The organism is Pseudomonas sp. 05N432 (genome assembly GCF_056396945.1).
This window is the reverse complement of the sequence record NZ_JBFTMM010000003.1, coordinates 177,367-191,216: the sequence shown is the minus strand read 5'-3', so window position 1 is coordinate 191,216 and position 13,850 is coordinate 177,367. Positions and strand designations below refer to the sequence as shown.

The following is a 13,850-nucleotide window of genomic DNA, read 5'->3' as shown; positions in this document are numbered from 1 at the left end:
AAGGACTATGAGCATGTTCAAACAAACAGGATTGACCCTGGCAGTGCTGGGCGGGCTGGTTGCTTCTTTCAGTGCCCTGGCCCTGGAGCCGTTGCGAGTGGCAGCGGACCCGGTACCGCATGCGCAAATTCTGGCGTACATCCAGAAGATCGACCCCCAGCTGAACCTCAAGGTCATCGAGATCCCCAATGGCGTGAACTCGAATGAGTTGCTGGTGCATGGCGACGTCGATGCCAACTACTTCCAGCACTTGCCGTACCTGAAGTCTCAGGAGCAGGCCCTTGGCAAAAAACTCGAGGTGGCTGCGACGGTGCACATCGAGCCGCTGGGGATCTATTCCCATCGGCACAAAAGCTTCGCCCAAGTGCCACAAAAAGGCACGGTAGCCGTCCCCAACAACGTCACCAATCTCAGTCGCGCCCTGTACCTGCTCCAAGACAACGGCCTGATCAAACTCAAGGCGGGATTCAATGACCCGGCCACCGATCAGGCGACGCCCAAGGACATCGCCGAGAACCCGAAACAGCTGAAGATCCTCGAAATCGAATCACCGCAGATTCCCCGCGCCCTGGATGACGTGGACCTTGCGGTGATAAATGGCAACTACGCGCTGGAAGCCGGTTTGGTGCCGGCCAAGGATGCGCTGGGGCTGGAAAAGGCCGAGCACAACCCGTACGCCAATATCCTGGTGACCACACCCACGTTGCGGGACGACCCACGGATCAAGCAACTGGCCAAAGACCTGACTTCGCCTCAGGTGGCCAAGTTCATCACTGACAACTTCTCGGGGTCGGTGATCCCGGTTACGGTGGCGGACAGCAAGCCATGATCATCGTCGAGCAGTTGAGCAAAACCTACGCGTCAGGGCAGGCTCCTGCACTGGATCAGGTGTCCTTGAGCATTCCCGATGGAGCGATCTACGGGATTCTGGGGCGCAGCGGTGCGGGTAAATCGACGCTGCTGCGTTGCCTCAATCTGCTCGAGCGCCCCAGTTCCGGGCGCATTTTTCTGGACGGCGAGGACCTGACAGCCCTTTGCGACATCGAACTGCGCCGGCAACGCCAGCGCATCGGCATGATCTTTCAAGGCTTCAACCTGCTGCACTCACGCAACGTCTTCGACAACATTGCCGTGCCTCTGGAAATCGCTCGCGTCAGTAAAGAGCAGCGTCATTCACGAGTAAGAGAGCTGCTGGATCTGGTGGGCTTGAGCGATAAAGCGCGGGCGTTTCCCTCCCAGCTGTCCGGCGGGCAGAAGCAGCGGGTGGGAATCGCCCGGGCGTTGGCGGCGCGACCGGCTTATCTACTGTCGGATGAAGCCACCAGCGCCCTGGACCCGGAAACCACGGCCTCGATTCTTGAATTGCTGCGCGACATCAATCGTCAACTGGGGCTGACCATCGTGCTGATCACCCATGAGCTGGATGTGGTCAAGTCCATTTGTGGTCACGCGGCGTTACTGGCCCACGGCCGGTTGGTCGAGGCGGGGCCTATCGCACAATTGTTGGCAAACCCGGAATCAAGTCTCGGTCGCTCACTGCAGCCGGGTTACAGCGCGCCTTTGGGCAACGATACCCTGGCCTTGGAGCTGAGCTTTTTCGACAGTCTTCTGGCCACCCCGGTGCTCAACGAATTAGTGCAGCAGCAAGGAGTCGAGGTGAACTTGCTGGCCAGTGGCGTCGAGTCCATCGGCGGGCGGCGGGTCGGGCGTTTGCGCGTGGCTCTTAGTCATCCCGGCGATAAGCTGAAATTGACTCGGGTGCTGGCCTTTCTCACGCAGCGCGGTGTCAGGGTGGAGCGCTCATGAGCCGTACCATCGACTGGAACGAGATCCTCCAACTGGTGCTCAACGCGACGGGCGAAACCCTGTACATGGTCTTGCTGGCGGGATTTTTTACCCTGCTGATCGGCTTGCCTCTGGGCGTGTTGCTGTTCATCAGCCGCAGCGGTGGTCTGTACCCGATGCCCAAGCTCAATAAAGGCCTGGGTGGCCTGGTCAATCTTGGCCGCTCGTTACCCTTCGTGGTGATGCTGATTGCCTTGATCCCGCTGACCCGGTTGATAGTCGGCACGACACTGGGCAGCACCGCCGCGGTGGTACCGATCACCATCGGCGCCTTTCCGTTCTTTGCCCGTATCGTCGAGAACGCCCTGGACGAAGTCGACAAGGGCCGGATCGAAGCCATCCTTGCCATGGGGGGAGATATTCGCCATGTGATCTTCAAGGTGCTGTTGCCCGAAGCGCTGCCCGCGTTGTTGGCGGGCATCACCTTGACCCTGGTGATGCTGATCGGATTTTCTTCCATGGCTGGCGTCATTGGTGGCGGTGGCCTGGGGGATCTGGCTATCCGCTACGGCTATCAACGCTTCAACAACCAGGTGATGGTTGCCACCGTGGTCGTGCTGGTGATCCTGGTCCAAGGCGTGCAGAGCCTCGGCGACCGCTTGGTGCGCGCTCTGGCTCATCGACGTTGAACTCGGTCAGGCCGACAATCTGATACGCGTCGTGCTTTCCATTGACTTCCATCCCTGGCGAGCCTGCCGGTATACCGGGTGCAGCGATCCCGACCAGGTCATCGCGTTTGCTCATCGCAATTATTTGCCCAAGCAAATGCCTCAGAACCACATCCGGATACCGGCTACAAATCGAGCCTCGTTGGTCTTTTGTCCTTCGTCTTCGGCCAGGTCGGCGGTTTTGCCGTAGGAGCGATTCCAGCTCACCCCGATATAGGGGGCAAATTCACGGGCAATTTCATAGCGCAAACGCAAGCCCACTTCGGTATTCGCCAAGCCCGAGCCAATGCCGCGCTGAGGGTCGTTTTTCCCGTAGAGATTCGCCTCGGCGGTCGGCTGCAAGATCAGGCGATTGGTGAGCAGAATGTCGTAGTCACCCTCGAACCGGGCGGCAGCCTGGCCGTTCTCGCCGATGTAAGCAGTCGCTTCGGTTTCGAAGTTGTAAAGGGCCATCCCCTGAATACCAAGAGCCCCCCATGTCTGCGGTGATCCGGGTTTGAAGTCCTGGCGTACGCCGGTGACGACATCCCACCATGGACCGATCGAGTGCCCCCAAAGCGCCTGGAGTTCGGCGCTCTCGGTTACGCCGTTGGTGCGTTCACCTTCCGAACGCAACCACAGGCGATCGACGTCTCCACCAATCCATCCCTTTGCATCCCAGCTCAGTGCGCTGCCGTTGTCAGCATCCTGGTACTCGAACTTATCAAGCAGGATGAAGGAGTTGAGTTTCTTGTCGTGGACGCCATGACCCGCCACCGGCGGAAAGGCGGCTGCACGATCAGCGTCGGTCAGTACGGGAATGGGGGTACGACTCGTGGTGGTCGCTCCTGAGTCCATACTCTCCATACCGTCCATTTGGCCCGGGTCCATGTTCATCTTGCTGTGATCCATGGTTCCCATCGAGCCGTGAGCCATCTCATCAGCGGCGTTGGCCACGGCAAAGAAAGCAGGACTGACGGAGACCGCCAGTGCAATCAGGGCTGGTCGTAAAAGCTTGCTGGTCATGGTCTCAAGCTGCCTTTCTGGATTTTTGCGCATAACCCGTCTCCTTTACTCATCAACCCGTACTTCACGGAACATGCCCATTTCCATATGGAACAGCAGGTGGCAGTGATAAGCCCAGCGCCCCAGGGCATCGGCGGTGACTCGGTAGCTGCGTTTGGTTCCCGGTGGCATGTCGATCGTGTGTTTGCGGACCATGAATTTGCCGTTCTCATCCTCAAGGTCACTCCACATGCCGTGGAGGTGGATGGGGTGAGTCATCATGGTGTCGTTTACCAGCGTGATGCGAAGACGCTCGCCATACTTGAGGCGCAAGGGTTCGGCATCGGAGAACTTGATGCCGTTGAACGACCATGAGAATTTCTCCATGTGACCGGTCAGATGCAGCTCAATGGTGCGATTGGGTTCGCGGCCGTCAGGATCCTGGAAGGTACTTTTCAGGTCGGAATAGGTGAGCACTCGACGGCCATTGTTGCGTAAGCCAATGCCAGGATCGTTGAGCTTCGGCGTTGGGCTCATGGCTTGCATGTCAACCAAGGGGTTGTTGGTTTCGGAGGCCGGGTGAGTCTGCATTTCTCCACCCATGCCAGCCATTCCCGACATATCACCATGGTCCATCCCGGCCATTTTGCTGTGATCCATACCGACCATGTCAGGCATGTCACTGCTGTCCATGCCGGTCATGCCGCCCTGGTCCATACCGGTCATCTTGCCGTGGTCCATTGCGGTCATGCCAGGCATGTCGCCGCCCATGCTGCCGTGATCCATGCCGGCCATACCACCCATTCCCATGTCATCCATGGTTAAAAGAGGACGGGGATCGATCGCCGGAACTGGCGCCTGCAACCCGTCGTGTACCGCCAGGGTTCCGCGTGCATAACCGGTTCGATCCATGGATTGGGCGAAGATGGTGTAAGCCTCTTGGCTGGAAGGCTCCACGATCACGTCATAGGTTTCTGCTACGGCGATGCGAAATTCATCGACGCTGACCGGGTTGACGTGTTGGCCGTCGGCAGCCACAACAGTCATTTTCAAACCCGGGATACGGACGTCGAAATAGCTCATGGCCGAGCCGTTGATGAAGCGCAGGCGCAGCTTCTCACCCGGTTTGAAAATGCCGGTCCAGTTGCCATTGGGGGCCTGGCCATTCATGAGGTAGGTGTAAGTGTCCGCACTGACGTCTGCAAGATCGGTGGGGTTCATTTTCATTTCGGCCCACATCTTCCGATCGGCCACCGCCGCGGACCAGCCTTGCTTGCTGACATCGTCGATGAAGTCGCCAACAGTCCGTTTGCGGTGGTTGTAGTAGTCAGATTGCTTCTTGAGCTTGGCCATGACACGACCAGGATCTTCATCGGTCCAGTCGGTCAGCATCACCACATAATCACGGTGGTATTGAAAGGGCTCGGGCTCTTTCGAGTCGATCACGATTGGACCGTAAACGCCGACCTGTTCCTGAAAACCCGAGTGGCTGTGGTACCAGTACGTGCCGTTCTGATGAACCTTGAATGTGTACTCGTACATGCCATCCGGTGCGATGCCATGGAAACTCAAACCGGGTACACCGTCCATGTTGGCCGGCAGGATGATCCCGTGCCAATGGATCGAAGTATCCTGGTCCAGGCGGTTTTTCACCCGCAGTGTGACCGTTTCTCCTTCGCGCCAGCGCAGCAGGGGCCCGGGCAACGTGCCGTTGATGGTCATGGCTGTGCGCGGCGAACCGGTGATGTTTACCGGCGTTTCACCAATAAACAGATCAAATTCGTTGCCGCTCAGTACGCTCGGCAGGCCCGGGCTGGTGACTGCCCAAACGGGGGGGCGCCACAGGCCAAGGCCGCCAAGAATTCCACCCGCGGCCAGGCCTTTGACGAACGTCCGCCTAGAGGTTTTGGAGTGCATGCCGTTTATGTCCAATCAATCAAAAGGGGAGCGGTGCGAAACAACCCGTGAGTTGCTCATACAGGTTGAAGGCACTCTCTCGGGAGTTCGTATTAGTCCCGGATACGTTTTGCCCGCCGTTGCCAGAGACAAATTGATACGGCAAGCGAGCCCGGAAATTGCCACATTTGAACCACCGCAGTGATTACATTTCTGTCAGCCTGGAATGCACCAGACCCTTCAGCAATTCTTGTGGTCCATCTCTTTGGTTTTGCTTTCTGCGACGGGAGGTTGGGTGCCTTGGGTTTGGACTACTTGGTACGCTTGCATTGAGTTCTGTCTGGCAGCTTCCATGCGTTCGAATACGCGATCACTGCCGCCTTCGGCCATCGCCAGAGAGGAGACAGTCAAGGCAGCGATGATCAGCAAGGTTTTTACAGATTTCATTTGGGTATCCTTGGATGAGTGTTGTTTACCCCTTTGAGTCCACATCAGGATGATGATTCTTGGGGGGGGAGCGTCAGGCTCGAGACAACTTTAAAACTCGTCCCCTGTCAGAAGCCTTAAGTCAGCATTACCGTTTTGTCAGGTTGTAACTTCCTTCTTGAACATAGATCACGTCATGATGCCCGGCCTGGATGGCTGGGAAGTCCTGATTCAGGGCAAAGAGCCACTCCAAAGCTGACTGAAATGTAATCGCACGGCCCGCGTTCATGTGGCATCGTGTAGTCGCACTATAACGCTGGCGTCTTGGCCAAGTTCTCCGTGTTCAGTACGTACCAGAACGTGGAATACGCTGAGTATTCGTCTGTGTTTTTAACAAGAATCAAAAAGTAAAAACTGGATCTTCCCCCTAATCAAATCTCGAACCAACAGCTCATGCTGTGAGGAGTCTTGCGTGTCATTCCTTAAAACTACTACCGTCGCTGCTGTACTGACCGCTGGTTTGCTTCTGAGTGCAGTTGCACAAGCACATCCAAAACTTCTTTCCTCTACTCCAGCAGAAAGTTCGGACGCCGCGGCCCCTTCGAAAATTGAGCTGCACTTTTCCGAGAACCTCACGACTCAGTTCTCCGGTGCAAAACTGATCATGACCGACATGCCAGGCATGCCGAACTCTCCAATGGGCGTCAAGGCCGGCGTCGCGGGTGGCAGTGATCCGAAAACGATGGTTATTACGCCCGCATCGCCATTGACCACGGGTACTTACAAAGTCGAATGGCGTGCCGTCTCCTCGGACACTCACCCGATAACCGGCAACTTTTCTTTCAAAGTGAAATGATTGATGAGCGACTCAATAAATATCGTGGTTCGTTTTGCTCTTTATTTCGACCTGATGCTGTTATTCGGATTGGCAGTTTTTGGTTTGTACAGCCTCAGGGGAAAGGAAAGAGTATCGGGCACGGCCTTGAATTTTGAGTCGCTTCTTTATGGTACTTCTGTTGTCGGTGTAGCCCTGTCCCTTGCCGCCATGTTGTTGCTTGCAAAAGCAATGAGCGGTGTGTCGGGGTTTATGGAGCTGCATCACCATATTTTTCAAATGGTCCTCATGGGGACTGACGTCGGTTTGACCTGGATGGTCCGAATAGCTGCTCTGGTGATGGCAATTATTGGCGTTGCCTTGAATAAGCGCTTCCCGACACTCAGCCTCTGGATCGTCACCGCATGTGGAGCCATTGCACTGGCCACCCTGGCATGGACAGGACATGGTGCTATGGATGAAGGTAGCCGTCGTTATTGGCATTTCATCAGCGATATCTTCCATCTTTTAGCTGCAGGTGGTTGGTTGGGTGCTCTCGCGGCGTTCGCTCTATTGTTGCGTTTGAAATCACTGAAGGGCGAGCAAGAGGCACGAATGCTTGCTCGGGTACTGACTGGATTTGAATCGGCTGGCGCGGTGATCGTAGTGATCCTGAGCATCACCGGTGTAGTGAATTACCTGTTTATCGTAGGTCCAACCCTCGATGAGGTGATGCTGAGTACTTATGGGATATTGCTGTTCCTGAAAGTCCTGCTGTTTTCCGGAATGATCGTACTGGCCATTCTCAATCGTTTTCATCTAAGCCCGCTATTAGAGCGATCAGTTCGAACTGGAGAGTATTCGGTGGCGGTCAACGCTTTGCGGCGCAGCATGACTTTCGAGTTCTCAATGGCAGTCGTCATCGTGTGTCTTGTCGCTTGGTTAGGAACGTTGAGCCCGGAGATGAGTATGAAAGCTGAATAGAGCTAAAAACGGCATGTCTCGTTTCCCTCTACAAGCATTAAAAGACGGATTAAAAAAAGAGGCTTTTGCCTAATGTCTGTCAGTTAAGCGCAATCCATGTGGGAGCGAGCCGGCTCCGGGCGGCGTTCCGACGATGACGGCATAACATTCACATCAACGTTGACTGACCCACCGCTATCGTCGGAACGCCGCCCGGAGCCGGCTCGCTCCCACAGGTTCGTGCCTTAACTGGCTGGCATTAGGCAGAAGCCTCTTTTTTTCATTCCAGCAGGTTTCACTCGAAACCGCTTCCATTTGCTCTCCACCCCTTCTGACACAAATGTATCTCTGTGTATCCAGGCCGCATGCCGATACGGACTGTTTCTTTTGTGGGCCGTTGCTGACACATACGGGATACCTGATCGGCGTCAAATGAGCGCCATCGAGACAGCGCAAGCCGTCTCGCTGGACCACTCAACGTCTGGAGATATCGTCATGAACTGGAAGAACCTCAGCATCGCTTCATTGTTTGCCGTACTCAGCCTTGGCGCCGTGGCGGCCAACGCTCAAGACAGCGTCAAATCCCACAGCTACAGGTACGGCGATCACCTGGATATCGCCAAAGTGCTGTCGGTCAACGAAGCGCCGTCCTCAGGCTGTGGCGTCGTGGAGACTCGTATGACTTACCTCGACTCGCTCGGCAAGATCCAGTCTCTGGATTACAGCACCCTTGCTCAGGACTGCGGCCAAGGCAGTTGATGCAAGGTTGTGCGGGGCAGGCCGTCAACACTCCGGCTGACGGCAGCCCAATAGTCGCAACTGACTGTGGCCAAGTGTGCGCTACGGCCGGTGATCAGCTCTGGTAACGATCGCCGCGCCTATAGGCCACTGACTAAAAAGGAGATTTATCATGCTTACAGTTTCGTCCGTTTCCGCCAGGCGCCGTTGCCTGGCTTCATCCGTCAGGGTTCATGTGTTCGGTCTCGCACTGCTGGCTGGCGGCAGTGGCGCATGGGCAGCCACTACGGCTACCGACAATGCACCTGCCAGCGCTGCATCGGCTACATCGGAGGCCATTCGCCCATACCGCATTCATGTTGATGAAGCGCGCCTGACCGACCTGCGCAAACGCATCGCAGACACCCGCTGGCCTGACAAGGAGACCGTCGACGACGTTTCCCAAGGTGTGCAACGGGCACAGGTGCAAGAGTTGGTGAAGTACTGGGGCAACGGTTACGACTGGCGCAAGGCCGAGGCCAGGCTCAATGCTTTACCAGAGTTCATGACCACCATCGATGGTGTCGACATCCAGTTCATCCATGTGCGCTCGCGCAATCCCAACGCGATGCCGCTGATCCTCACCCACGGCTGGCCCGGTTCACAATTCGAATTCCTTGAAACCATCGGCCCGCTGACCGATCCGACCGCTTACGGCGGGCGTGTGGAAGACTCTTTCGACGTGGTGATTCCGTCGATTCCCGGCTATGGTTTTTCCGGCAAACCGACTGAATTGGGCTGGGGGCCTGACCGGGTGGCGAAGGCTTGGGATGTGCTGATGAAGCGACTGGGCTACACCCATTACGTGTCCCAGGGCGGCGATCATGGTTCGGTGATTTCCGACGCACTGGGTCGCCTGGCGCCTCCAGGATTACTTGGCATTCATCTGAATATGCCGGCGACCATACCGCCGGAGCTGGTGAAGCCGATCAACAGTGGCGATCCGGCACCGGCCGGGTTGACCGATCCGGAACGCACGGCCTACAACTCGCTGAGTAGTTTCTTCGGTCGCAATGCAGCCTACGGCGCGATGATGGTGACCCGGCCGCAGACTATCGGCTATCTGCTGGCTGACTCGCCCTCCGGCACGGCGGCCTGGATGTACGAAAAAATCGCAGCCTGGACCGACAGTGACGGCAAGCCTGAACGTGTGCTCAGCCGCGATGAGATGCTCGACGACATCAGCCTGTATTGGCTGACTGACACCGGCGCGTCGTCCTCCCGTTTCTATTGGGAGAACAACAACAATAACTTCAGCGCCGCGGCGCAAAAGACTGCGGACATCAAGGTCCCGGTGGCGATCACCGTGTTCCCGCACGAAATCTACCGCGCGCCGAAAGCCTGGGCAGAGCGTGCCTATCCATCGCTCTCCTACTTCAACGAAGTCAACAAAGGCGGCCACTTCGCTGCCTGGGAGCAGCCTCAATTGTTCAGCGAAGAATTACGTGAGGCATTCCGTCCGTTGCGTGCGTCTGCGCAAAACACCGGCGCTCAGGCCGCCCGGTAAACACTTTCCAATCGATTCCAAAAACCGGAACCACTCACCAGCCGTTCACAAGGGAGACTCACCATGGACACGAACCCGTTGAACCACAAATCCATACCTCGGCGTCTGCTCGCGCCATCTGTTCTGGCGATCGCATTGATGCAGCTGGGCGCTTTGAGTGTGGCCTCGGCGCAGGCGAACGCCGCTGATGTGCCGGCCAGCACCATCGGCACCATTACGCCGGGAAGTAACACTTCGTTCGGCCCATTGAAGCATGTCAAGGCCGGTCTGCTGGATGTTGCCTACGCCGAAGTCGGCCCTGCCGATGGGCCGGTGGTCATCCTGCTGCACGGCTGGCCTTACGATATTCACAGCTACGCCGACGTGGCGCCGGCGCTGGCGCAGAAGGGCTATCGAGTGCTGATTCCGTATGCGCGCGGTTATGGCGATACGCGTTTTCTTTCTGCCAAGACCGTTCGCAACGGCCAGCCTGCTGCACTTGCAAGCGATCTGATCGACTTCATGGATGCGCTGAAAATCAACCAGGCTGTGCTCGGCGGGTATGACTGGGGCGCGCGCACGGCCGACATCGTCGCGGCCTTATGGCCGGAGCGGGTGAAAGCGCTGGTTGCGGTGAGTGGCTATCTGATCGGTAGCCAGGAGGCCGGCAAGACACCGCTGCCGCCTGCTGCCGAGTTGCAGTGGTGGTATCAGTTCTATTTTGCGACAGAGCGTGGCCGTCTGGGCTATGAAAAAAACACCCACGACTTCGCCAAGCTGATCTGGAAACTGGCGTCGCCAAAGTGGAACTTCGACGACGCCACCTATGACCGAAGCGCCGCCGCTTTGCAAAATCCCGATCACGTCGCCGTATCCATCTTCAACTATCGCTGGCGCCTGGGCCTGATCAAGGGCGAATCAAAATACGACAAGCTGGAGAAGAAACTGGCGACCTTCCCATCCATCAGCGTGCCGACCATCACCCTTGAGGGCGATGCCAACGGTGCGCCACATCCACCTGCCGAGGCCTATGCCAAGCGCTTCACCGGCAAATATGAGTATCGATTGATCAATGGCGGTATCGGCCACAACTTGCCGCAGGAGGCCCCACAAGCCTTCGCCCAGGCAGTGATCGACGCTGATCATCTCTGATGGCCTGAAGGGGAGAGCAGCGATGAAGCTCAAGTATCTGGCCGTGTTGTCCGCTGCCGTGGCATCGGTTGCGTTGACCGCTACCGGAGTAGCGCGGGGCGACGCCGGTGGCGGCGACGCTTCACCGATCTACGGCGTGAAGCTTCCCGATGGCTATCGCCAATGGGCGCTGATAGCGCCGGCGCAGGAAGCGGCACCCCTGGACGAACTTCGAGCGGTCCTGGGCAATGATCTGGCGATCAAGGCCTACCAGGATTCAACGCTGCCGTTCCCTGACGGCACGGTGCTGGTGAAGCTCGCCTGGAAACACGTCCAGTCCCCGGAGTTCGAGCCGGCCTCCATTCCCGGCGCGGCCACTACCGTTCAGGTCATGGTCAAGGACTCGAGGAAATATGCGTCAACCGGCGGTTGGGGTTTTGGTCGCTTTATCAACGGCAAACCCGCCGATGAGGCACAGCACCAGACCTGCTTCGCCTGCCACCAGGCGCGAGTGCAGAACCACGACTTCGTCTTCACCCGATTCGCTCCATAGTCCAATCGCCCAAGGAGTTTCCAATGAAAAAAGTAATGGCTGCTCTGGCCTGCACCGCCGGCCTGATCATCGGTGCCAACGCATCGGCGCAAACTGAAAAGCCTACCGTCGTTCTCGTGCACGGCGCCTTTGCCGATGCGTCGAGCTGGAATGGCGTGGTGAAGATCCTCGAGAAGGATGGCTACCCCGTTGTGGCTGCTGCCAATCCGTTGCGCAGCGTGAAGAGCGACGGCGCTGCTGTTTCGGCATTGCTGGCTGGCATCAAGTCGCCCGTCGTGCTGGTCGGCCACTCCTACGGCGGCAACGTCATCAGTGAAGCGGCCAATGACCGTGCCAATGTAAAGGCACTGGTTTACGTCAGCGCGTTCGCGCCCGAGGCGGGCGAAACCGTCGCCGGGCTAGCCGGCAAATTCCCGGGGAGTACCCTCGGCCCAACCCTTGCGGCGCCTGTCGCGCTGGCTGATGGCGGCAAGGATTTGTACATCCAGCAGGACAAGTTCCACGACCAGTTCGCCGCTGACGTCCCCGCCGCACAGGCGGCATTGATGGCGGCGACTCAGCGTCCGGTCACCGAAGCGGCGCTGAACGAGCAGTCAGGTACACCGGCCTGGAAGCATATTCCGTCCTGGTACATCTATGGCGACAAGGACAAGAACATTCCACCGCAGGCCATGGCATTCATGGCCAAGCGAGCCGAGGCCAAAGTGGTGAAAGTCGTTAAAGGGGCTTCCCATGTCGTGATGGTTTCAAATCCGGAGCCGGTCGCCCGACTGATTGAACAAGCGGCTGCGGCAAAGTGATTCCTGCGCTTGTGAAGGGTGGGTAGAGACAAATGGTCAGGTATCGAATCAAGGCATCGAGTGAGGCATTCACTCCTGCCTTGATCGATTTTTTGTGTCCGGCGTCCCTTATGGATGAACGGGATAATCAATGTATCCGCGCTGGTCGCCACCAAAGAAGGTGCTTGGGTCTGAAGTGTTGAGCGCCAGTCCGTCACGGATCCGCCGTGGCAAGTCAGGGTTGGCCAGGAACGGCCTTCCAAAGGCAATGATGTCAGCACGGTTGGCGGCCAAGGCTTGTTCTGCTGTTTTCGGATCGTAACCACCGGCGACCATCAGCACACCTTTCCATTCCGTACGAAGTTGACCGATGATCGCGTCCCAGCGGGGATCGAAATTCTCGTCCTTGACGGTGCCCACCACTGCAGGTTCCACAAGATGCAGATAGGCCAGGGGCCAGCGGTTCAGGGAGCGCACGATGTGGCCGAATGTGGCCTCGGGTGTCGCATCACCCATTCCCATGAAGCGCCCCATGGGCGTAAGCCGTACACCTACGCGCTCGGCCCCCACTTCATCGGCAACAGCGTCTACCACTTCCAGCAACAGACGAGCGCGATGTTCCACGCTGCCGCCGTAGCCGTCCTCACGCTGGTTGCTGTTGCTATTGATGAATTGGTCGAGCAGATAACCGTTGCCCGCGTGGATTTCAATGCCGTCCATGCCGGCTTTCAAGGCGTTGCGCGCAGCGCGACGATAGTCGCCGATAATATCCGCAATCTCTGAGGTTTCCAGAGCACGCGGCACGGGTACATCACCCCAGACACCATTGCCATCGTCATCGACGATAAACGTCTTGCCTGGAACAGGCAGTGCGCTGGGAGCAACCGGCAGGGCGTTATCGGGTTGGAAGCTTGGGTGAGAGACACGCCCCACATGCCACAGCTGCATGAAAATCAGTCCGCCCGCTTCATGCACTTGTGTGCTCACCTGACGCCAGGCTTCCACCTGTTCATCGCTGTAAATCCCCGGGGTCCAGGCGTAGCCCTGACCTTGACGGGAAATCTGCGTGGCTTCGGTAATGATCAAGGCGGCACTTGCGCGTTGCCGGTAATACTCGGCGTTCATGGCGGTCGGAAGGTCGCCCGGTTGTCCGGCTCGGGAGCGGGTCAGAGGGGCCATCACCACGCGATGAGCCAGTGTGTAGGGACCAACCGCAATGGGTTGAAACAGGTGCTGAGTCATGGGTATTTCCTTGGGAGGGCATCGACCGGGATGCCATGAGTGCTCAGGCGGATGGTGCCTGGTTGAAAAGCAGGTGATTGCCGATTTCCGTGCCCTGTATCCGCCAGACCACCGAGCGAACCGCCTACGACAATGGTGCGGTGTTGATGATGTGATGCAGTGCCGAACATGCTGTGATCCTCCTGTTGGGCACTAACTTAATCCGCCGGGCCTTGAGTGATAATCCAGCCGCAGCTCTACGCTGCATTGCGTGAAACGCAACGCTTTAACGGGAAGTGGATTTCAG

At 57.6% G+C, this 13,850-nt stretch carries 14 protein-coding genes and 1 pseudogene; 10 read left to right on the top strand and 5 right to left on the bottom strand.

The genetic code is table 11. The features are described 5' to 3' along the window. Positions 1-13 precede the first annotated feature (13 nt). The 3 genes from AC1DHT_RS05260 to AC1DHT_RS05250 are packed head-to-tail and all read left to right on the top strand — an operon-like array spanning position 14 to position 2,474. Positions 14-829 carry a MetQ/NlpA family ABC transporter substrate-binding protein gene (locus AC1DHT_RS05260; RefSeq protein WP_427538430.1) on the top strand — a complete coding sequence of 272 codons (816 nt, stop codon included), beginning with the start codon at positions 14-16 and terminating at the stop codon, positions 827-829. Further along, positions 826-1,806 (top strand): methionine ABC transporter ATP-binding protein, encoded by a 981-nt coding sequence (locus AC1DHT_RS05255; protein WP_427538433.1) that lies wholly within the window; start codon positions 826-828, stop codon positions 1,804-1,806. Before AC1DHT_RS05260 ends, AC1DHT_RS05255 begins: the two co-directional genes overlap by 4 nt. Beyond that, on the top strand, positions 1,803-2,474 hold the full coding sequence (locus AC1DHT_RS05250) for a methionine ABC transporter permease (RefSeq protein ID WP_427538436.1): 672 nt from the start codon (positions 1,803-1,805) through the stop codon (positions 2,472-2,474). The genes AC1DHT_RS05255 and AC1DHT_RS05250 overlap by 4 nt, the downstream gene beginning before the upstream one ends. Here the strand turns inward: AC1DHT_RS05250 and AC1DHT_RS05245 are convergent. From AC1DHT_RS05245 to AC1DHT_RS05230, 4 genes and pseudogenes are all read right to left on the bottom strand, one after another. Then, positions 2,461-2,601, bottom strand: a pseudogene (locus AC1DHT_RS05245) (DUF411 domain-containing protein); the annotation flags it as partial. The gene AC1DHT_RS05250 and the pseudogene AC1DHT_RS05245 sit on opposite strands and share 14 nt — an antisense overlap. 14 nt (positions 2,602-2,615) lie before the next feature. Next, entirely contained in the window at positions 2,616-3,551 is a 936-nt protein-coding gene (locus AC1DHT_RS05240) for a copper resistance protein B (RefSeq protein WP_427538439.1), read from the bottom strand. A 12-nt stretch (positions 3,552-3,563) separates the two neighbouring features. Further along, positions 3,564-5,414 carry a copper resistance system multicopper oxidase gene (locus tag AC1DHT_RS05235; protein ID WP_427538442.1) on the bottom strand — a complete coding sequence of 617 codons (1,851 nt, stop codon included), beginning with the start codon at positions 5,412-5,414 and terminating at the stop codon, positions 3,564-3,566. A gap of 219 nt (positions 5,415-5,633) precedes the next feature. Next, positions 5,634-5,840, bottom strand: a complete 207-nt coding sequence (locus AC1DHT_RS05230) for a co-regulatory protein PtrA N-terminal domain-containing protein (RefSeq protein ID WP_427538445.1) — start codon at positions 5,838-5,840, stop codon at positions 5,634-5,636. A gap of 451 nt (positions 5,841-6,291) precedes the next feature. On the opposite strand from AC1DHT_RS05230, the gene copC reads away from it, so the two are divergent. The 7 genes from copC (at position 6,292) to AC1DHT_RS05195 (ending at position 12,343) form a co-directional block, all read left to right on the top strand. Beyond that, positions 6,292-6,675: a copper homeostasis periplasmic binding protein CopC gene (gene copC / locus AC1DHT_RS05225; RefSeq protein WP_427538448.1), complete on the top strand. Its 384-nt coding sequence runs from the start codon at positions 6,292-6,294 to the stop codon at positions 6,673-6,675. A gap of 3 nt (positions 6,676-6,678) precedes the next feature. After that, positions 6,679-7,617, top strand: a complete 939-nt coding sequence (gene copD / locus AC1DHT_RS05220) for a copper homeostasis membrane protein CopD (protein WP_427538451.1) — start codon at positions 6,679-6,681, stop codon at positions 7,615-7,617. 474 nt (positions 7,618-8,091) lie between these two features. Continuing rightward, the gene (locus AC1DHT_RS05215; RefSeq protein WP_427538454.1) at positions 8,092-8,355 is read left to right on the top strand and encodes a DUF2790 domain-containing protein; all 264 of its coding nucleotides are present in this window, start codon (positions 8,092-8,094) and stop codon (positions 8,353-8,355) included. A 151-nt stretch (positions 8,356-8,506) separates the two neighbouring features. Next, on the top strand, positions 8,507-9,880 hold the full coding sequence (locus AC1DHT_RS05210) for an epoxide hydrolase family protein (protein WP_427538457.1): 1,374 nt from the start codon (positions 8,507-8,509) through the stop codon (positions 9,878-9,880). A gap of 63 nt (positions 9,881-9,943) precedes the next feature. Then, complete coding sequence (locus tag AC1DHT_RS05205) at positions 9,944-11,011, top strand: alpha/beta fold hydrolase (protein ID WP_427538460.1); 1,068 nt, start codon at positions 9,944-9,946, stop codon at positions 11,009-11,011. A 22-nt stretch (positions 11,012-11,033) separates the two neighbouring features. Beyond that, on the top strand, positions 11,034-11,543 hold the full coding sequence (locus AC1DHT_RS05200; protein WP_427538463.1) for a cytochrome P460 family protein: 510 nt from the start codon (positions 11,034-11,036) through the stop codon (positions 11,541-11,543). A gap of 23 nt (positions 11,544-11,566) precedes the next feature. After that, a complete protein-coding gene (locus tag AC1DHT_RS05195; RefSeq protein WP_427538466.1) occupies positions 11,567-12,343 on the top strand; it encodes an alpha/beta fold hydrolase in 777 nt (258 codons plus the stop codon). 108 nt (positions 12,344-12,451) lie between these two features. Here AC1DHT_RS05195 and AC1DHT_RS05190 read toward each other — a convergent pair whose 3' ends face one another. Then, positions 12,452-13,564, bottom strand: a complete 1,113-nt coding sequence (locus AC1DHT_RS05190; RefSeq protein WP_427538469.1) for an alkene reductase — start codon at positions 13,562-13,564, stop codon at positions 12,452-12,454. Positions 13,565-13,850 lie beyond the last annotated feature (286 nt).